This is a genomic window from Providencia sp. PROV236 (assembly GCF_033676985.1).
Lineage (GTDB): Bacteria > Pseudomonadota > Gammaproteobacteria > Enterobacterales > Enterobacteriaceae > Providencia > Providencia manganoxydans.
Window position 1 is genome coordinate 4,099,375 of the sequence record NZ_CP096297.1, and the last position, 19,596, is coordinate 4,118,970.

A 19,596-nucleotide genomic window follows, 5' to 3' on the forward strand; every position below is an offset into this window, starting at 1 on the left:
GAAATAGGAATTAGATATACTCAACTTTAAGAATTTCGAACTCTACATCGCCGCCTGGTGTTTTGATAACAACAACGTCATCAACTTCTTTACCTACCAAACCACGAGCAATCGGAGAGTTAACAGAAATCAGATTAACCTTAATATCTGCTTCATCATCCCCAACAATACGATAAGTCAATTCTTCATCGGTATCGACATTCAAAACGCTGACTGTTGCACCAAAAATGACACGACCGTTATTTGCCATTTTAGTCACATCAATCACTTGAGCATGCGAAAGTTTCGATTCAATTTCTTGAATTCGGCCTTCACAGAACCCCTGTTGTTCACGAGCGGCGTGATATTCTGCGTTCTCTTTCAGGTCACCGTGTTCACGTGCTTCTGCAATCGATGCAATAATTTCCGGGCGGCGGACAGATTTAAGATACTCAAGCTCTTCTCTAAGTTTATCTGCACCAAATACCGTCATTGGAATCTGTTTCATTGATAAATACCTCTGTTTCAATCCTATCTAAAAATAAGTATCTTCCTGATTTTTGTAACAACAGTACACTAAACACCCTACAACATAAGGGGGTGTCCAAACAATACACAGGCCGTAAATGCGTTTTGAAAATGCATTCACACACTTATCTTATCACAATGGTAACCATTCTAACGTAGACTTAATAGTCGGTCATCGTTTACTTTTTCAGGCATTACACTTTAGTATGTACAGTATGTCTACCCTAATGCGTGAAATTTATGTCGTTATTAACACTCACCAGAAAATGGATCATCACTTTAGGACTCACTTTTACAGTTGGGCAAGCGCTTGCTATTCCGATTGATGATTATAAGCAATATCTACCTGATGGTACTAACCTCGCTCTGGTTGCGCAGAAAGTCGGTAGTGACACCCCCATTATTGATTACAATGCGCAGCAAATGGCACTACCTGCCAGTACACAAAAAGTGGTCACTGCGCTAGCTGCTCTTTTGCAACTGGGGCCTGATTATCGCTTCGTCACTAACTTCGAGACGGATGCGAAACTAAATAATAATACATTAACAGGCGATCTGGTGATCCGTTTCAGCGGTGATCCTACCCTCACTCGCCAACAAATACGCAATATGGTTAACGCGTTAAAACAAGTGGGCATTCATAAAGTCGATGGCGACTTGATCGTCGATATTTCCGCATTTACCAGCCATGATAAGGCGCCAGGTTGGGTATGGAATGACATGACTCAATGCTTTAGCGCACCACCAGCGGCGGCGATTATTGACCGCAACTGCTTTTCTGTGTCTCTTTATCCAGCCGAAAAAGTGGGGGATATGGCCTATATCAAGTCGGCTAGCTTCTATCCCGTCAATATGTTTAGTGAAGTAAAAACGATTGCTAAAGGGGCTCCTGAAGGGCGCTATTGTGAACTTGATGTCGTTCCAGGTGAATTAAATCGCTACACGTTGACAGGCTGCTTATCTCAACGTAGTGAACCATTACCTCTTGCTTTTGCAGTACAAAATGGTGCCAGCTATTCAGGTTCGATTGTTAAAAACGAATTACTCAATGCAGGTATTGAAATTACAGGCCATGTGAAAAAACGCACCTTCCCAACGGCTCAATCACAGGTGTTGGTCAAAACAGAATCGAAGCCATTACATGACTTACTGAAAGTTATGTTGAAAAAATCTGACAACATGATCGCAGACACTGTTTTTAGAACTATCGGCCGAGATTATTATGGCGTACCGGGCACATGGCGCTCTGGATCCGATGCAGTGCGGCAAGTTTTGAAACAAAAAGCAGGGATTGATTTGGCGAATACCGTGATGGTCGACGGATCAGGCTTATCTCGTCATAACCTCATTACCCCCGCAACCATGATGGAAGTGTTGCAGTTTATCGCCAAAAACGATCAGCAGCTTGACTTTATTTCGATGCTTCCTCTTGCTGGCCATGACGGAACATTACGCTATCGTGGTGGTTTAGATGAAGCCGGTGTTAATGGCAAAGTCTCTGCTAAAACTGGTGCGCTACAAGGCGTGTATAACCTAGCAGGCTTTATCACAACAGCAAGTGGCCAACGTGTTGCTTTTGTGCAATATATTTCAGCCTATGCCGTACCTCAAAATCAACAACGGACCCGACGAGCGCCATTAGTACGTTTTGAAAGTAGGCTATATAAAGATCTTTATCAAAAGAATTGATCGTTTAAGGCTATTCAAACAACAAAAAGCTCACATGGTGGGCTCAGACTGATAACGAGCCCCCTATTTTTAGTATGGGGGCTTTTTATTTCAGCGATCGTAGGTCACAATCAAATCATCTTTGCGCTGTCTCAACAGTGAATAAGCACTTTCTTTAAACCTCTTTTGAGTGCATTCATTGTTATTTTTCGACTAAATGTATTCCTAAGCCACGTGTCTTAAAAATGCATAAAATACCATATACCACTAAAGCGTTACCTCCAAATAGCTAGCTGAGGTAATTTCCCTGCTAAATTAGAATGATTTTCCTTAACCTATTAATTTAAAAAATAAATAATATTAAGCCTATTAATACTTAGGTATCAAAAGCCCGCTTAGCTTAAAAAGCAAACAAATGTTTGCTTGACGCAGATCATGACTTATCAACAATTCTAATCGTACAAAGGTGCCAATTTAACCGTTAATCGAGGTTGTTATGGCACTCACTCAACACCCAGAAAAAATGCGTAAAGGGGTGATCGAAAATTGGGATCCTGAAAATAATGCTTTTTGGGAAAAGACTGGTCAAAAGATCGCTTCACGCAATTTATGGATTTCTGTTCCTTGTTTACTCTTATCATTCTGTGTATGGATGCTTTTTAGTGCTGTTGCAATAAATTTAAACAAAGTAGGTTTTAACTTTACCACCGACCAGTTGTTTATGTTGACTGCACTGCCTTCTGTTTCTGGTGCAATTTTACGGGTTCCTTACTCATTCGTTATCCCTATTTTTGGTGGCCGTCGCTGGACAGCAATCAGTACTGTATTTCTGATCATTCCTTGTGTTTGGCTCGGTTTTGCTGTGCAAGACACCACAACCTCTTACTCAACTTTTATTGTGATTTCACTATTATGTGGTTTTGCAGGTGCGAACTTTGCTTCAAGTATGGCCAATATCAGCTTTTTCTTCCCTAAAGCGCGCCAAGGCGGTGCATTAGGGTTAAATGGCGGATTAGGCAACCTTGGCGTTAGTGTCATGCAATTAGTTGCACCATTAGTCATTAGTGCTGGTGTTTTTGCTATGTTTAGTGGCCCCGGTGTTGTTCAACCAGATGGTTCACGTTTATGGCTAGAAAATGCAGCGTGGATTTGGGTGCCTTTCTTACTTATCCTAACATTTGCCGCATGGTTCGGTATGAATGACCTTGCTGCTAACAAAGCCTCTTTAAGGCAGCAACTGCCTGTTTTAAAACGTGGGCATCTCTGGTTATTAAGTATTTTATATCTCTGTTCTTTTGGTTCATTTATCGGTTTTTCAGCGGGTTTTGCGATGTTATCTAAAACCCAATTTCCAGATATCGTTATCTTACATTATGCATTCTTTGGCCCTTTATTAGGCGCCTTAGCTCGCCCCGTGGGTGGGATATTGTCTGATAAATTTGGCGGTATTAGAGTCACGCTGATTAACTTCATTATTATGGCGATTTTCTCAGCCCTTCTCTTTTTAACACTACCTGAAAATGATGCTGGTGGCTCATTTATCGCGTTCTATGGCGTCTTTATGGTGTTGTTTTTAACAGCCGGTTTAGGTAGTGGTTCGACATTCCAAATGATTGCTGTGGTGTTTAGAAAAATCACCATTGACCGTATGAAAGCACAAGGCGCCTCCGATGAAGCTGCTCAAAAAGAAGCGGTCACTGAAAGCGCTGCTGCACTTGGCTTTATCTCTGCAATTGGTGCCATCGGTGGCTTTTTTATTCCTAAAGCCTTCGGTACATCGCTAGCTATGACTGGCTCGCCTGCCGGTGCAATGAAAATCTTTGTTCTATTTTATATCACTTGCGTCTTGATCACTTGGTTGGTCTATGGACGTAAACACAATAAACAATAATGACGAATTATACGCAATGTGAGAGCGCTCACGCGCATTGGGAGAGTATCTGATGAGTAAGTTTCTCGATAGATTCCGCTATTTTAAGCAGCTTGGTGATACCTTTTCAGGGGATCATGGCCAAGAGCTGAATGTTAACCGTGACTGGGAAGATGGTTACCGTAGTCGTTGGCAACACGACAAAATTGTCCGCTCTACTCATGGTGTCAACTGTACTGGCTCTTGCAGCTGGAAAATTTATGTCAAAAATGGGCTAGTGACATGGGAAACTCAGCAAACTGACTATCCACGTACACGCCCTGATTTACCGGATCATGAACCACGTGGTTGTCCTCGTGGTGCCAGTTATTCATGGTATTTATATAGTGCGAACCGCGTTAAATACCCGATGGTACGTAAGCGTCTGATTAAATTATGGCGTGAAGCAAAGGCACAATATAGCGATCCTGTTGATGCTTGGGCTTCAATTGTCAGTTCACCAGAAAAAACAAAAAGCTATAAACAAGCGCGTGGGCGTGGTGGATTCGTACGTTCATCATGGTCTGAAGTAAATGAAATCATTGCTGCTTCTAACGTGTTTACTGCAAAAGAATTTGGCCCTGATCGTATTATCGGTTTTTCCCCCATTCCAGCGATGTCAATGGTCTCATACGCCGCAGGGGCGCGCTATTTATCTCTTATTGGTGGTGCATGTTTAAGTTTCTATGATTGGTATTGTGATTTACCGCCAGCATCGCCAATGACTTGGGGAGAGCAAACAGACGTTCCTGAATCAGCCGACTGGTATAACTCTTCTTATCTGATTGCGTGGGGCTCTAACGTACCGCAAACACGAACCCCTGATGCCCACTTTTTTACCGAAGTGCGTTATAAAGGCACTAAAACCGTCGCGGTCACCCCCGATTACGCAGAAATTGCGAAACTTTGTGACCAATGGTTAAACCCAAAACAAGGCACTGATAGTGCAATGGCTATGGCGATGGGACACGTTATTCTTAACGAATTCCATGTTCAACGCCAAGCTGAATATTTTAGTAACTATGTGCGTACATACACTGATATGCCAATGTTGGTGATGTTAGACAAACACGATTCTGGCAAGTTAGTGGCGGGTCGTATGTTGCGTGCTGCGGATCTAGTCAACAATCTTGATCAAGAGAAAAATCCTGAATGGAAAACCATTGCCATTGATGAAAAAACACAGCAATTGGTTGTGCCTCAAGGCTCAATGGGTTTTCGTTGGGAAGGTGCCGCTAAATGGAATCTTGAACCTAAAGACGGCAAAACTGGCGAAGAGATCATCTTACAATTGGGGCTTTTAAATAACCATGATGATGTTGTAGACGTTGCATTCCCTTACTTTGGTGGGATCAAAAGTGAGTACTTTGAAGGTGTTGCCCTTGATGATGTGATAGTTCATAAGCTTCCAGCTAAACGCATTACACTTGCGAATGGCGAAGAAAAATACGTGACAACTGTTTATGATTTATTATTAGCTAACTATGGTGTTGATCGCGGTTTAAATGATGAAAACTGCGCCTCAAATTATGATGAAATCAAAGCATACTCACCCGCATGGGCTGAGAAAGTCACAGGGGTAAATCGCCAAGATATTATTCGTATTGCGCGTGAATTTGCTGATAATGCAGAAAAAACACATGGTCGTTCAATGGTGATTGTCGGTGCAGGTATTAACCATTGGTATCACATGGATATGACCTATCGTGGCATTATCAATATGCTGATTTTCTGCGGTTGTGTCGGTCAAAGTGGTGGTGGCTGGGCACACTATGTTGGACAAGAAAAACTGCGTCCACAAACAGGTTGGTTGCCATTAGCCTTTGGCCTTGATTGGCAACGCCCTCCTCGTCATATGAACAGTACATCATTTTTCTATAACCACTCAAGTCAGTGGCGTTATGAAACGGTGTCGCCAACAGAGTTATTATCGCCATTAGCCGATAAATCACGCTTTAGCGGTAGTTTGATTGATATGAATGTGCGTTCAGAACGCATGGGATGGCTGCCATCAGCTCCTCAATTAAATGTCAATCCTCTGACTATTGCCCAAAAAGCACAAGAAGCGGGGATCAGTGCAGCTGACTACACTGTTAATGCATTAAAATCAGGTGAAATTCGCTTTGCATCAGAGCAACCTGATAACCCTCAAAACTTCCCTCGCAATTTATTTATCTGGCGTTCTAACCTATTAGGCTCGGCTGGTAAAGGGCATGAATATTTATTGAAATATCTGTTGGGCACAGAGAACGGCTTACAAGGGAAAGATTTAGGTGAACAAGGCCAAGTCAAACCACAAGAGGTCGAATGGCAAGATAATGGCGGCGAAGGTAAAGTTGATTTAGTGGTGACATTAGATTTCCGTATGTCGAGCACCTGCTTATTCTCCGATATCGTTTTACCAACCGCAACTTGGTATGAAAAAGATGATATGAATACCTCGGATATGCATCCCTTTATTCATCCATTAACGGCTGCGGTTGATCCTGCTTGGGAATCTAAAACGGACTGGGAGATTTATAAAGGCATCGCTAAAACCTTCTCTAAACTTTGCGTTGGTCATTTAGGTGTCGAAACTGACTTGGTGACATTACCGATCCAGCATGACTCTGCGGCTGAAATGGCACAACCTTTTGATGTGAAAGATTGGAAAAAAGGTGAATGTGATCTTATTCCAGGGAAAACAGCACCGCACCTTATTTCAGTAGAGCGTGATTACCCGAACACCTATGCCCGATTTACGTCATTAGGACCTCTCATGGATAAACTGGGCAATGGTGGTAAAGGGATCAGCTGGAATACACAAACAGAAGTCGATTTCCTGAAAAAACTCAATCGTGTTCGTCATGACGGTACAGCAAAAGGACGCCCTGTCATTGAGACCGCAATTGATGCGGCAGAAGTTATTCTCTCTTTAGCGCCTGAAACTAACGGTCAAGTGGCGGTAAAAGCATGGGATGCACTGAGTAAAGTCACAGGACGTGACCACACTCATTTAGCAACAGTCAAAGAAGATGAAAAAATTCGTTTCCGCGATATCGTTGCTCAGCCTCGTAAGATCATTTCAAGCCCAACATGGTCGGGTCTTGAAGATGAACATGTTTCTTATAATGCCTGCTATACCAACGTTCACGAGATGATCCCTTGGCGTACTTTGAGTGGCCGTCAACAGCTATATCAAGATCACGAGTGGATGCGTGCTTATGGCGAAAGTTTAGTGGTTTATCGCCCACCAATTGATACTAAAGCTATTGATGCAGTTAAAGGTAAGAAACCTAATGGTTTCCCTGAAAAAGCACTCAATTTCCTTACTCCTCACCAGAAATGGGGGATCCACTCAACCTATAGCGATAACTTACTCATGTTAACGCTAGGCCGTGGAGGGCCTGTGGTGTGGTTAAGTGAAGATGATGCCAAAGAGATGGGAATTAGCGATAACGATTGGGTTGAAGCCTATAACAGTAATGGGGCACTGACTGCGAGAGCGATTGTCAGTCAACGTATTCCAGACGGCATGATTTATATGTATCACGCACAAGAGCGTCAAATTAACCTGCCGGGCTCTGAAATCACAGGAATGCGTGGTGGTATTCATAACTCAGTGACCCGTGTTTGCCCTAAACCAACGCATATGATTGGTGGATACGCTCAGCTAGCTTATAGCTTTAACTACTACGGTACTGTGGGCTCTAACCGTGATGAGTTTGTTGTTGTGCGTAAAATGAAACGGGTTGATTGGCTCGATGGTGAAGGGGATGCTTATCAACAAACCCTGAATGGACAGGAGAAGGCATAATGAAAATTCGTTCACAAGTCGGCATGGTACTGAACCTCGACAAATGTATCGGCTGTCATACCTGTTCAGTGACCTGTAAAAATGTTTGGACTAGTCGCGAAGGTGTTGAATATGCATGGTTCAATAACGTTGAAACAAAGCCGGGTATAGGCTATCCGCAAAACTGGGAAGATCAAGAAAAGTGGAAAGGCGGCTGGATCAAAAATATTAAAGGTAAGTTAGTACCAAGAATGGGGAACCGTGTTGGTCTATTATCTAAAATTTTTGCTAACCCAGATGTACCGGCCTTAGACGATTACTATGAGCCCTTTGATTATGACTATGAACATTTAAAAAATGCTCCTGAAGGCTCTTTACCGACAGCTCGCCCTCGTTCGTTGATCACCGGTCAGCGTATGACGAAAATCGAAAATGGGCCAAACTGGGAAGATGATTTAGGGGGGGAATTTAGTAAACGTGCAGCAGATAAAAACTTCGCCCATATGCAAAAAGAAATGTATGGGCAGTTTGAAAATACATTCATGATGTATTTACCACGTTTATGTGAACACTGCTTAAACCCTGCTTGTGTTGCAACCTGCCCAAGTGGCGCAATTTATAAACGCGCCGAAGATGGCATTGTATTGATAGATCAAGATAAATGCCGTGGTTGGCGCATGTGTTTAACCGGATGCCCATACAAAAAAATCTACTTTAACTGGAAAAGTGGTAAGTCAGAAAAATGTATTTTCTGCTATCCACGCATTGAAGCAGGTCAACCAACCTTGTGTTCTGAAACCTGTGTGGGGCGTATTCGTTATCTAGGTGTGATGCTGTATGACGCTGATAAAATCTCACAAGCAGCCAGTGCTGATAACGAAACAGATCTCTATCAAAGCCAATTAGATATCTTCTTAGATCCTTTCGATCCTGAAGTAATTAAAGCAGCAGAAGAGCAAGGTATTCCACTCAGTGTAATTGATGCCGCACAACGTTCGCCTGTCTATAAAATGGCGGTGGATTGGAAGTTGGCTTTACCATTACACCCTGAATATCGCACTTTACCCATGGTGTGGTATGTACCACCTCTATCGCCAATCCAATCGGCAGCAGATGCAGGTGTATTACCACATACTGGTGTGCTGCCTGATGTAGAAAGTTTACGAATTCCTGTTCAGTATTTAGCAAACTTACTGACTGCCGGTGATACTGCTCCTGTTTTATTAGCCTTAAAACGTATGTTAGCAATGCGTCATTACAAACGCGCTGAAACCGTTGAAGGAAAAACAGATCTAAGCGCATTAGAGCAAGTTGGATTAACCGAAGCACAGGCGCAAGAGATGTATCGCTATCTGGCTATCGCTAATTATGAAGATCGCTTTGTGATCCCATCAAGCCACCGTGAATTAGCCAGAGAAGCCTTCCCTGAGCGGAATGGCTGTGGTTTTAGCTTTGGTGATGGTTGTCATGGTAGCGATAGCAAATTTAATCTGTTTAATAGTCATCGTATTGATGCCATTGATATCACATCAAAAACACCTCAAGACCAACGCCGTTCAGAGGAGAAAATATAATGATCGCTCTGAAAGTTATTTCTCATCTCTTAGATTATCCCACTCAGGAGCTGTGGGATAACCGAAGTGAACTTATTGATGCATTACAGGAAGCTGATGAACTTCCTGTAACTCAAGTTGCGAAATTAATGGCCTTTATTCACCGATTAACACAACAAGAGTTATTAGATGCGCAATCTCACTACAGTGAACTTTTTGATCGAGGTAGAGCAAGATCGTTATTGTTATTTGAGCACGTTCATGGTGAATCTCGCTCCCGAGGTCAGGCAATGGTTGATCTGTTAAATCAATATCAACAAGCTGGGATCACGTTAAGCAGTCGTGAGCTTCCAGACTATTTACCGACTTATCTTGAATATTTAACACTGCTATCTACTACTGAATGCATTGAAGGATTAAATAACATTGCCCCTATTTTGGCCCTGTTGGCTGAGCGTTTAAAACAACGAGGTAGTGATTATCATACACTGTTTGATGTGTTGCTTTGTCTCTCACAAAGTGAATTAGATGCATCACAATTGGCCGCTCAGGTAGAGAAAGAGCCTTTAGATGATACTCCTGCTGCATTAGATGCTGTATGGGAAGAAGAGCAAGTGACCTTTCTTGGAGAAGGTGCGCAATGTGGCAATAACAAAATTATCCAACACCAGCGTCGCTTTGCACAAGAGACCAAAGTTCAATATTTCAACGTGGGGAATTCGTTGGGTACGGGAGCACAAAAATGAATTACATCAATATGTTATTTTTTGATATCTATCCCTATATTGCCGCTGCTGTTTTTATTATCGGTAGTTGGTTACGTTACGACTATGGTCAATATACGTGGCGTGCCGGTTCTAGCCAGATGTTAGATAAAAAAAACATGCGACTTGCTTCTAACTTGTTTCATATCGGGATCATCGGCGTTTTTGTAGGTCACTTTTTGGGCATGTTAACGCCACATTGGATGTATGAATCTTTCTTGCCCATTGAATATAAGCAGATCATGGCCATGGTCGGAGGCGGTACTTGTGGAGTATTAATGTTAATCGGTGGTGTGATGCTATTAAAACGTCGTTTAACCAATCCACGAATTAGAGCGACATCTTCATTTGGTGACATTATGATTTTAACGCTTTTAGTTATTCAGGTTGCGTTAGGTCTGCTCACGATCCCATTCTCTGCTCAACATATGGATGGCAGTGAAATGATGAAGCTAGTTGCTTGGGCACAATCAATTGTGACATTCCATGGCGGTGCTTCAGCAAACCTTGAAGGTGTTGCATGGGTATTTAAATTACACATTTTCTTAGGAATGACAATTTTCTTACTGTTCCCGTTCTGCCGGTTAGTCCATATCTGGAGCGTACCAATTGAGTATTTAACTCGTCGATATCAAATTGTCCGTAATCGCCATTAATGAATGCTCGCCTAATAGCTATTGAGAAACCTTTAACTCCCCCGTCCGCGGGGGTTTTATCTCTTTTTGTTAATAAAATATCAATACATTTTTGAATGGTTAGAATAATAAGCTTTAGATCCATTGAAGCATGACGGATCCTATATGATGATATCGACTTTACCAATCAGATGATCTTCGCAAAGCCACTTGCTTCGAACTGATACTGCTGAGGTGAGCGTTTTTTTAACGCATCGGTTAGAGCACTATTTATACTAGCTTAGCTAGATAAAAGCCCTAACTAAAAAGCTAGGGCTTTGTCCGCAATCTGAGTCCCATCTTATGGGAGTTTAGATCGTTCGATTACTTTTGATAGATGATTTCAACGCCTTCGTCGTCTTCATCATCCCAGTCGTCATCCCAATCATCGTCGAGATCTTCTGCACCTTCGAGCTGCTCTTTATGATAGTCATCCCACATAAATTGAACTTTTTCAGGTTGTTTCTCGTCTTCTGTCACTGCCATATCACGAGGTTGAGTTTCCATAAACTCCATAATGTCCCAGCACAGTGCTTTGACACCTTCGTGATTTACCGCAGAGATCATATAGTATTTATCTTCCCAGCCCATTGCTTTAGCAATTTCAGCCGCACGTATAGCAGACTCTTCAGCGCCGAGAATATCCACTTTATTAAAGACTAACCAACGTGGTTTCTCTGCAAGTTTTTCGCTGTATTTTTCAAGTTCGCTAACAATGATCTTGGCGTTTTCAACAGGATCAGACTCGTCAATTGGGCAAATGTCGATTAGGTGCAATAACACCCGACAGCGCTCTAAGTGTTTAAGGAAACGGATCCCTAAACCTGCACCTTCTGCGGCCCCTTCAATCAAACCAGGGATATCTGCAACCACAAAGCTTTTTTCGTTATCCATACGTACCACGCCTAAGCTAGGCACAAGTGTTGTAAATGGATAATCGGCAACCTTTGGTTTTGCTGCTGATACTGAGCGAATAAAGGTAGATTTGCCTGCATTAGGCATTCCCAACATCCCTACATCAGCTAATAGCATCAGTTCTAGCATCAAATCGCGCGTTTCACCCGGCGTACCCATGGTACGTTGACGTGGAGCACGGTTGACAGAGGATTTAAAACGGGTATTACCTAAACCGTGAAAACCACCTTTAGCAACCATATGACGCTGTTCGTGACGCGTCATATCTCCAAGTATCTCTCCAGTACCTAAATCGCGTACACGCGTTCCTACAGGTACTTTAATCGTGATATCTTGACCACGCTTACCTGTACATTCACGACTTTGGCCGTTCTGACCGCGCTCAGCACGGAAAGACTTTTCAAAACGGTAATCGATTAGCGTATTGAGGTTCTCATCTGCTTGTAAGTAGACGTCACCGCCGTCACCGCCGTCACCGCCGTCAGGCCCGCCTTTTGGAATATATTTTTCACGGCGGAAGCTGACACAACCATTGCCACCATCTCCCGCCACAACCAATATTTTGGCTTCATCAACAAATTTCATAATTCTTTCTCCGTTTGATAGCCATATTATAATGCTGGATGGCTGTATTACCCAGAGATGGCGTATTTTGAATATAAAAAGCCCCGCAAAAAGTTTTTGCAGGGCTTTAATTCGAATTAAAAGTCAGAAAACTTATTCAGCTTCGATGCTGATAAATTTACGATTGTTAGGACCTTTAACTTCAAATTTAACTTTACCGTCCGCTAAAGCGTACAGAGTGTGGTCACGGCCACAACCTACGTTGTTACCTGCGTGGAACTTAGTACCACGTTGACGAACGATGATGCTACCTGCTAATACAGCTTCACCACCAAAACGTTTTACACCCAGACGTTTTGCTTCTGAATCGCGACCGTTACGAGTCGAGCCGCCAGCCTTTTTGTGTGCCATTAATCTGCTCTCCTAAATCTTAAGCGATGCCAGTGATCTTAACATCAGTGAACCACTGACGGTGACCCTGTTGTTTACGGCTGTGTTTACGACGACGGAACTTAACGATTTTAACTTTATCGCCACGACCGTGAGCAACCACTTCCGCTTTAACTTTAACGCCTTCAACGACAGGAGCGCCGATTTTGATATCGTCGCCGTTAGCAACCATCAGAACGTGATCAAATTCAACAGTTTCACCTGTTGCGATGTCCAGCTTCTCTAGGCGGACAGTTTGACCTTCGCTAACTCGGTGTTGTTTACCACCACTTTGGAAAACCGCGTACATATTAACTCCGCTTTCCGCGTACCCGCTAAAAAAATTTAATGCAAGAGCACGCTATAAAATATTCACAATAGGGCGCGAATTCTACGCAAAAAAGCATCGAAACACAAGCCAATAATGCAGTTAGATCACAAAAAAACCGACTTTTTTATTCGATGCGCTAACTAACCCTTAATTTATGATGAATAACTCGAATTGTTACTTATTTAAACATTTTTTGCATTACAACTAATTATCTTAGAAATATTAATGTTATGCTTACAAGATAACTGTTCCAATGGCAGCACCCTTTTTATGAGTTGGTAGCGGCTAAAATTTAATAATATGAATAAATTACAATGAATTTAGAATCTATTGTTGAACTGACTAGCGAGGATATGTCAGCGGTAAACGAAGCGATCCTCAGTCAATTGAATTCAGACGTTGCGCTAATTAACCAGCTTGGTTATTACATTGTTAGCGGCGGCGGAAAAAGGATCCGCCCGATGATCGCAGTATTGGCTGGACGATCCCTCGGCTATTCAGGGCATAAACATATCCAAGTTGCAGCCTTGATTGAATTTATCCATACCGCAACATTATTGCATGACGATGTGGTTGATGAATCTGATATGCGGCGGGGTAAACAAACGGCGAATGCTGTCTTTGGAAATGCAGCTAGCGTTCTTGTCGGAGACTTTATTTATACGCGATCCTTTCAAATGATGACGGATCTGGATTCAATGCGTGTATTAAAGCTAATGTCAGAAGCGACTAACGTGATCGCTGAAGGTGAAGTTTTACAGCTGATGAACTGCAACGATCCCAATATTACTGAAGATAACTATATGCAGGTGATCTACAGTAAAACAGCGCGTTTATTTGAAGCTGCTGCTCATGCTTCTGCTATTTTAGCATCGGCAACGCCCGAACAAGAAAAAGCACTCCAAGACTATGGCCGCTATCTCGGCACTGCATTTCAATTAATCGATGATTTACTCGATTATGATGCAGATAACACTCAGTTAGGGAAAAATACGGGCGACGATCTTGATGAAGGAAAACCAACGCTTCCTCTTCTCCATGCCATGAATAATGGTACTGAAGAAGAATCAGCAATGATCCGCCAAGCAATTGAACAAGGTAATGGCCGCCACCTGTTAGAAGCCGTGCTTGCAACCATGAAACGTTGTGGTTCTCTTGAATATACCTATACTCGGGCACAACAAGAATCACAAAAAGCCATTGATGCTTTGAGTATCATTGATGATTCAATATACAAAGATGCGCTTATCAGCCTCGCCGAAGTCGCTATTTCACGTCACTCGTAGCCTAAACGGTGTGAGTTGAAGGGGGAATGAACCTATTCTTCCCCTTTTTCTTCTTTATCTATCTGAACCAATAATGATGACAAACCGTAACGCAGAATATATTTAACCACTTTATCTCGTTCGGTTTCTGTAAGCTGGTAATACGCTTCCGTCCAGATTTGAGAGCCATCCATTCTATGGCTTTGATAGCCAACAGTAGGTTCAGCAAGACTCAATTGGTTCTGTATTTCCCCTGGCAAGCTATCGAGATAATATTCTACCGCTTTACCTTGCACACCACGCTTACGACGATTTTTCCACCCTTCTCTTCTTGCCATTAAATTGATGCCTTGAGGAGAGGTAGGTAAGCCTTCTAAACCTGCTAATTCTTTCGCAGTGAACCACATTTTTTTCATATTATCTCTTTCGAACTTATATTATGAAATCTGCCGTTGAGGCTGTTATATCTAACGGTTATTAACCAAGAATAATGTTCTGTTATATAGATATTCTTCATTAATTACCTTCAATTCATTTTTCAGGTAAATTATTTTTTATTAATTAAATCTACTAATGCGATTACGCCTTCACGCATAATAAATGCCAATATCTTACCGCGCTCTGCTGTTGAAAGTTGGTTGTAAATCTCTTGCCAAATAAATGCACTGTCATGGTGCTTTACTTGATAAGACATAGGCGCTTCATAAACAGAGGAAGGTTCAAATAAGCCTTCTGGTAAACTATTAATATGATATTCGAGTGCTTTACCTTGGATGCCTCGCCGCTTACGGCATAGCCAATTTTCTCTACGCGCCATTGCATTAATACCTTGAGTCGTCATTGGTAATCCCTTTAAACCGACTAACTCTTTCGCTGTTAACCATTCTTTTTGCATGCCTGACCCTCCTAGTCACGATGTACAATTTAATAATAATTGCTGAAAAATGTTTTTATTTTCTCAATAACCTTATTCTCTTTTGTTTTATGAAAATTAATTATTAGTTAGTTTATGAGTTATACATGTAAAATGTATTTTAATTTCTTTTAATAACAATAAATTGGCTAAAAACTCACTGACAGTTATCTTTTTTCTCTTTATGTTGCTTCTATATTACAAATACTTTTAACTATAATCGTTAATATGCCAATTTTTACAAATAACTAAAAATAGTTAGTTTTTGTTTTCAATATCTTATATTAGCTCACAAATATAAATGCTAAATCTTTCTCATATTTCACAAAAATAAAATACCTTTCATAAAACTGAATTTTCAGAAAAAATTAGAAATACTTTTGGGAAATTTCTGTTATTTTATTTCCAATAACAGGACGATTGCAGTGAATGTATCACAATCTCCTGTTAGATGTACCACTAACTCTACATGATTCTGAGTAAAAAAAGGACTAAAAAATGATTTTACGGAAATCGGATTGGCACCCAGCAGATATTATTGCGGCTTTACGTAAGCGAGGCACAACTTTAGCCGCGATTTCTCGCCATGCGGGACTGAGTTCATCAACACTTGCTAATGCATTATCTCGTCCATGGCCAAAAGGTGAATGGATTATTGCTAATTTCCTCGAGATCCATCCCTCTGAAATATGGCCAAGTCGCTATTTCAATCCAGTTACAGGTGAATTGTTGGAAAGAAAAGTAAGAGATAAGCCACAGTTACAGAGTTGAAAGAACATAAAAAAACCGCTGTTCGACAGTCAATGTCAAATCAGCGGTTTTCATCAAACAATGATGAGGCGATTAACAGTAATTAACCGTTAATGAATTTCTCACCAAGCTCGATATCTTTTTTCAGTACTTCTAGCATCTCTTTCAGTGCTTTTTGTTCAAAGTCACTCAACTTACCGAAAGAGATATGCTCTTCAATACCATTTTTACCTAAGCGAACTGGTTGAGCGAAGAAGCGTGCGTGTTCACCATCACCTTCGGTGTAAACACACTCAATCACATTAGGTTCACCTTGCAGACCACGGATCAGGGATAGACCAAGACGTGCAGCTGCTTGGCCCATAGACAACGTTGCAGATCCGCCACCCGCTTTTGCTTCAACAACCTCGGTACCCGCATTTTGAATACGCTTAGTTAATGCAGCGACTTCTTCATCAGTGAAGTTCACACCAGGGATTTGAGATAATAAAGGTAGGATAGTCACGCCAGAGTGCCCGCCGATAACTGGCACTTCGATCTCGTGAGTTTTTTTGCCTTTCAGTTCAGCAACGAAAGTATTAGAACGAATAATATCCAGTGTTGTCACACCAAATAGACGGTTTTTGTCATATACACCTGCTTTTTTCAGTACTTCAGCAGCGATAGCAACCGTGGTGTTAACTGGGTTAGTGATAATACCGATCAATGCTTTCGGGCAAGTCACCGCAATTTGTTGCACTAAATTACGAACGATACCTGCGTTAACATTAAATAGATCTGAACGATCCATACCTGGCTTACGTGCGACACCTGCCGAGATCAGAACAACATCAGCACCTTCTAGCGCTGGAGTTGCATCTTCACCTGAGAAACCAACAACTTTAACGTCGGTAGGAATGTGGCTAAGGTCTGCGGCGACACCTGGAGTTACTGGTGCGATGTCGTAGAGAGAGAGTTCTGAACCTGCTGGGAGCTGATTTTTAAGAAGAAGGGCCAAAGCCTGACCGATACCACCTGCTGCACCGAGAACTGCAACTTTCATTCTGAAACTCCTTTATTTGTACTTTAAAAAGTATATGAATTCATCTTGTTATGTATTTAGTACATTACCGATAAAAAACAATTCATTAACAGATGCTGAAACATATTAACGCAAATATTTTTTCACATTGATTCTGTCTATTCTAAACAAAATCCTTATCTGTTAATGAGATAACGGGCACTTTTTTAACAAATAGTTTTTATCACTATTGATTTTTGCATAATAAACTGTTTTTACTGCTAATCATGACTTACTTCACAAAGTGATTAACAAAAAATTTACACCTTTTATTAGCAAATTGCATTATCTCTCTATGCGATCAGCCAAATTTTCTCACTAAAATAGGTAACTACTTAAAATAAATTACTATTTTGTTCATTTAATTCATCGCAAATTCAGTATATAAAATCATCATCACGCAATTTTGTTGCATAAAAATTCACATTTACGGATAATGCAACTCAATTTATTGTCAAAGGATGGGTTAATTATGCGTACACCGTCTAAACAAGAAGACTTGGTTAAGGCTTTTAAAGCCCTACTTAAAGAAGAGAAATTTAGTTCTCAGGCAGAGATAGTGATCGCACTGCAAGAACAAGGGTTTGAAAATATCAACCAATCTAAAATTTCCAGAATGCTAACAAAGTTCGGTGCTGTGCGCACTCGTAACGCAAAAATGGAAATGGTCTATTGCTTACCAACGGAGCCGGGCGTACCGACTGCCACTAGCCCATTAAAAAATCTTGTTCTTGATATCGACTATAACCACTCTGTGGTTGTGATTAGAACGAGTCCAGGCGCAGCACAACTTATCGCCCGTTTATTAGATTCTTTAGGCAAAGCAGAGGGGATTTTAGGAAGTATCGCGGGTGACGATACCATTTTTTCAACCCCTGCCAATAACTTCACTACAAAAGAGCTTTACGAAGCGATTCTCACTCTGTTTGATCAAGAGCTTTAATAAAAATACTCTTACAGGCGGGAGCTTCTCGCCTTCTCACTTGGATATTTTGTTGCTGACCTGTCTTTATATAGCCGGTTTATTAGCAATAGCAATGAAAAAGGCAGCCTAAGCTGCCAATATATTCGTTATACTTCTAACCGTAGTGTCGTTGGCTGCACTTCAATTAGTTAGAATATGGTTTAATGAGAAAGCATTACTCTTCGTGAGCAGATTCGGCTTTCTTTTTTAGTTCTGCCAATAAATTACTATGGATCCCACCAAAGCCACCATTGCTCATGACTAAAATATGATCACCTGGCTGTGCCGTTTCGATCACCATATTAGTCAATGTTTCAATATCAGAGCTCCAGCGCGCAGGTTGAACGCAATTTTCTGCAATATCAGTGACCATCCAAGGAATATTCGGCGGTTGGAACAAGAACACTTCATCAGCACGCCCAAGCGCTGGCGCGATATCATTTTTGTTGATCCCCATCTTCATGGTATTAGAGCGAGGTTCCAGTACTGCAATAATACGCGAAGTACCACCAACTTTGCTGCGTAATGCCTCTAAAGTCGCTAAAATCGCCGTTGGGTGATGTGCAAAATCATCATAAACACTGACATCATTTTCAACACCACGTAATTCTAAGCGACGGCGGGCATTGATAAATTTATCCAATGCTCGGCAAGCTTCTTCAGCGGGAACACCAACATGATGCGCGGCGGCAATCGCCATTAACCCATTATGAATATTGTGATTACCCACTTGCGACCAGTTTACTTCACCCACTTTTTTAGTTTGGTAGAAAACTTCAAATTGGCTGCCATCATGGCTTAATTTACGAGCTTGCCACTCACCATGTTCACCAACAAGTTCTTGTTCGCTCCAGCACCCCATCCCCATTACTTGCTTTAAGTTCGAATCATTATCAGGCATAAAAATTTTGCCACTACTTGGTACAATGCGAACTAAGTGATGGAATTGCTTTTGGATCGCTTCAAGGTCATCAAAAATATCTGCATGGTCGAATTCGAGATTATTGAGCACCAATGTTCTTGGGCTGTAATGCACAAATTTCGAGCGTTTATCGAAAAATGCACAATCATATTCATCAGCTTCTATCACAAAAAATGGGCTTTCTCCCAATTGTGCGGAAACCTCAAAATTTCCTGGTACACCACCAATTAAAAACCCTGGTTTGTAGCCACAATCTTCTAAAATCCACGCTAACATACCCGCGGTTGTGGTTTTACCATGAGTCCCCGCAACGGCAAGCACCCAACGCTCAGGTAGCACATGATCATGTAGCCATTGAGGGCCAGAAGTATAAGTTAAACCTTTTTCTAATACAGCTTCTACGCATGGATTACCGCGGGTCATTGCATTGCCAATAACCACCATATCAGGTTTGGGTTCGAGCTGACTAGGATCATAACCTTGAATTAGTTCAATACCTTGTTTTTCGAGCAGCGTACTCATAGGAGGGTACACGTTTGCATCAGAGCCCGTGACTTTATGACCAAGTGAACGAGCCAGTATTGCCAAGCTTCCCATAAACGTACCGCAAATACCCAAAATATGTATGTGCAT

The 19,596-nt window shown here is 41.6% G+C and carries 17 protein-coding genes; 9 read left to right on the forward strand and 8 right to left on the reverse strand.

Going from position 1 to position 19,596, the window contains the following annotated elements; translation table 11 throughout:
- Positions 1-10 precede the first annotated feature (10 nt).
- A complete protein-coding gene (gene greA / locus M1E96_RS19015) occupies positions 11-487 on the reverse strand; it encodes a transcription elongation factor GreA (RefSeq protein WP_070925581.1) in 477 nt (158 codons plus the stop codon).
- Positions 488-747: 260 nt separating this feature from the next.
- On the opposite strand from greA, the gene dacB reads away from it, so the two are divergent.
- The 6 genes from dacB (at position 748) to narI (ending at position 10,832) form a co-directional block, all read left to right on the forward strand.
- Positions 748-2,196: a serine-type D-Ala-D-Ala carboxypeptidase gene (dacB, locus tag M1E96_RS19020; protein ID WP_140181059.1), complete on the forward strand. Its 1,449-nt coding sequence runs from the start codon at positions 748-750 to the stop codon at positions 2,194-2,196.
- Positions 2,197-2,671: 475 nt separating this feature from the next.
- Positions 2,672-4,066 (forward strand): NarK family nitrate/nitrite MFS transporter, encoded by a 1,395-nt coding sequence (locus M1E96_RS19025; protein WP_070925583.1) that lies wholly within the window; start codon positions 2,672-2,674, stop codon positions 4,064-4,066.
- Between the two features lie 52 nt (positions 4,067-4,118).
- Positions 4,119-7,880 carry a nitrate reductase subunit alpha gene (locus tag M1E96_RS19030; protein WP_319067329.1) on the forward strand — a complete coding sequence of 1,254 codons (3,762 nt, stop codon included), beginning with the start codon at positions 4,119-4,121 and terminating at the stop codon, positions 7,878-7,880.
- Entirely contained in the window at positions 7,880-9,433 is a 1,554-nt protein-coding gene (gene narH, locus M1E96_RS19035) for a nitrate reductase subunit beta (RefSeq protein ID WP_140181065.1), read from the forward strand. The genes M1E96_RS19030 and narH overlap by 1 nt, the downstream gene beginning before the upstream one ends.
- Positions 9,433-10,158 (forward strand): nitrate reductase molybdenum cofactor assembly chaperone, encoded by a 726-nt coding sequence (gene narJ, locus M1E96_RS19040; RefSeq protein WP_319067330.1) that lies wholly within the window; start codon positions 9,433-9,435, stop codon positions 10,156-10,158. The genes narH and narJ overlap by 1 nt, the downstream gene beginning before the upstream one ends.
- Positions 10,155-10,832, forward strand: coding sequence for a respiratory nitrate reductase subunit gamma (narI, locus tag M1E96_RS19045; RefSeq protein ID WP_070925589.1), 678 nt, complete (start codon positions 10,155-10,157; stop codon positions 10,830-10,832). Before narJ ends, narI begins: the two co-directional genes overlap by 4 nt.
- Before the next feature lie 342 nt (positions 10,833-11,174).
- Here the strand turns inward: narI and cgtA are convergent, their stop codons facing one another.
- The 3 genes from cgtA to rplU all read right to left on the reverse strand — a co-directional run bounded on the left by cgtA (position 11,175) and on the right by rplU (position 13,068).
- Complete coding sequence (cgtA, locus tag M1E96_RS19050; RefSeq protein ID WP_369427287.1) at positions 11,175-12,350, reverse strand: Obg family GTPase CgtA; 1,176 nt, start codon at positions 12,348-12,350, stop codon at positions 11,175-11,177.
- Positions 12,351-12,482: 132 nt separating this feature from the next.
- Positions 12,483-12,740, reverse strand: a complete 258-nt coding sequence (gene rpmA, locus M1E96_RS19055; RefSeq protein ID WP_070925593.1) for a 50S ribosomal protein L27 — start codon at positions 12,738-12,740, stop codon at positions 12,483-12,485.
- A gap of 19 nt (positions 12,741-12,759) precedes the next feature.
- Positions 12,760-13,068, reverse strand: coding sequence for a 50S ribosomal protein L21 (gene rplU, locus M1E96_RS19060; RefSeq protein ID WP_004915752.1), 309 nt, complete (start codon positions 13,066-13,068; stop codon positions 12,760-12,762).
- Positions 13,069-13,403: 335 nt separating this feature from the next.
- Between rplU and ispB the strand changes: the two genes are divergently transcribed.
- The gene (ispB, locus tag M1E96_RS19065) at positions 13,404-14,375 is read left to right on the forward strand and encodes an octaprenyl diphosphate synthase (protein ID WP_319067334.1); all 972 of its coding nucleotides are present in this window, start codon (positions 13,404-13,406) and stop codon (positions 14,373-14,375) included.
- A gap of 32 nt (positions 14,376-14,407) precedes the next feature.
- On the opposite strand, the gene M1E96_RS19070 is transcribed toward ispB, so the two are convergent.
- Positions 14,408-14,770 carry a DNA-binding protein gene (locus M1E96_RS19070; protein ID WP_070925597.1) on the reverse strand — a complete coding sequence of 121 codons (363 nt, stop codon included), beginning with the start codon at positions 14,768-14,770 and terminating at the stop codon, positions 14,408-14,410.
- A gap of 131 nt (positions 14,771-14,901) precedes the next feature.
- Complete coding sequence (locus M1E96_RS19075) at positions 14,902-15,249, reverse strand: DNA-binding protein (protein WP_319067335.1); 348 nt, start codon at positions 15,247-15,249, stop codon at positions 14,902-14,904.
- A 516-nt stretch (positions 15,250-15,765) separates the two neighbouring features.
- On the opposite strand from M1E96_RS19075, the gene M1E96_RS19080 reads away from it, so the two are divergent.
- Positions 15,766-16,038, forward strand: a complete 273-nt coding sequence (locus M1E96_RS19080) for a helix-turn-helix transcriptional regulator (RefSeq protein WP_070925600.1) — start codon at positions 15,766-15,768, stop codon at positions 16,036-16,038.
- Positions 16,039-16,120: 82 nt separating this feature from the next.
- On the opposite strand, the gene mdh is transcribed toward M1E96_RS19080, so the two are convergent.
- Positions 16,121-17,059 carry a malate dehydrogenase gene (gene mdh / locus M1E96_RS19085; RefSeq protein ID WP_140181067.1) on the reverse strand — a complete coding sequence of 313 codons (939 nt, stop codon included), beginning with the start codon at positions 17,057-17,059 and terminating at the stop codon, positions 16,121-16,123.
- A gap of 490 nt (positions 17,060-17,549) precedes the next feature.
- On the opposite strand from mdh, the gene argR reads away from it, so the two are divergent.
- Positions 17,550-18,020, forward strand: a complete 471-nt coding sequence (gene argR / locus M1E96_RS19090; protein WP_070925602.1) for a transcriptional regulator ArgR — start codon at positions 17,550-17,552, stop codon at positions 18,018-18,020.
- A 196-nt stretch (positions 18,021-18,216) separates the two neighbouring features.
- Here argR and mpl read toward each other — a convergent pair whose 3' ends face one another.
- Entirely contained in the window at positions 18,217-19,596 is a 1,380-nt protein-coding gene (gene mpl / locus M1E96_RS19095) for a UDP-N-acetylmuramate:L-alanyl-gamma-D-glutamyl-meso-diaminopimelate ligase (protein ID WP_349485529.1), read from the reverse strand.

Excerpts from the sequence above, each read along its gene's own strand:
- greA (WP_070925581.1), bottom strand. The coding sequence starts at position 487 with ATGAAACAGATTCCAATGACGGTATTTGGTGCAGATAAACTTAGAGAA.
- dacB (WP_140181059.1), top strand. The coding sequence starts at position 748 with ATGTCGTTATTAACACTCACCAGAAAATGGATCATCACTTTAGGACTC.
- M1E96_RS19025 (WP_070925583.1), top strand. The coding sequence starts at position 2,672 with ATGGCACTCACTCAACACCCAGAAAAAATGCGTAAAGGGGTGATCGAA.
- M1E96_RS19030 (WP_319067329.1), top strand. The coding sequence starts at position 4,119 with ATGAGTAAGTTTCTCGATAGATTCCGCTATTTTAAGCAGCTTGGTGAT.
- narH (WP_140181065.1), top strand. The coding sequence starts at position 7,880 with ATGAAAATTCGTTCACAAGTCGGCATGGTACTGAACCTCGACAAATGT.
- narJ (WP_319067330.1), top strand. The coding sequence starts at position 9,433 with ATGATCGCTCTGAAAGTTATTTCTCATCTCTTAGATTATCCCACTCAG.
- narI (WP_070925589.1), top strand. The coding sequence starts at position 10,155 with ATGAATTACATCAATATGTTATTTTTTGATATCTATCCCTATATTGCC.
- cgtA (WP_369427287.1), bottom strand. The coding sequence starts at position 12,350 with ATGAAATTTGTTGATGAAGCCAAAATATTGGTTGTGGCGGGAGATGGT.
- rpmA (WP_070925593.1), bottom strand. The coding sequence starts at position 12,740 with ATGGCACACAAAAAGGCTGGCGGCTCGACTCGTAACGGTCGCGATTCA.
- rplU (WP_004915752.1), bottom strand. The coding sequence starts at position 13,068 with ATGTACGCGGTTTTCCAAAGTGGTGGTAAACAACACCGAGTTAGCGAA.
- ispB (WP_319067334.1), top strand. The coding sequence starts at position 13,404 with ATGAATTTAGAATCTATTGTTGAACTGACTAGCGAGGATATGTCAGCG.
- M1E96_RS19070 (WP_070925597.1), bottom strand. The coding sequence starts at position 14,770 with ATGAAAAAAATGTGGTTCACTGCGAAAGAATTAGCAGGTTTAGAAGGC.
- M1E96_RS19075 (WP_319067335.1), bottom strand. The coding sequence starts at position 15,249 with ATGCAAAAAGAATGGTTAACAGCGAAAGAGTTAGTCGGTTTAAAGGGA.
- M1E96_RS19080 (WP_070925600.1), top strand. The coding sequence starts at position 15,766 with ATGATTTTACGGAAATCGGATTGGCACCCAGCAGATATTATTGCGGCT.
- mdh (WP_140181067.1), bottom strand. The coding sequence starts at position 17,059 with ATGAAAGTTGCAGTTCTCGGTGCAGCAGGTGGTATCGGTCAGGCTTTG.
- argR (WP_070925602.1), top strand. The coding sequence starts at position 17,550 with ATGCGTACACCGTCTAAACAAGAAGACTTGGTTAAGGCTTTTAAAGCC.
- mpl (WP_349485529.1), bottom strand. The coding sequence starts at position 19,596 with ATGCACATACATATTTTGGGTATTTGCGGTACGTTTATGGGAAGCTTG.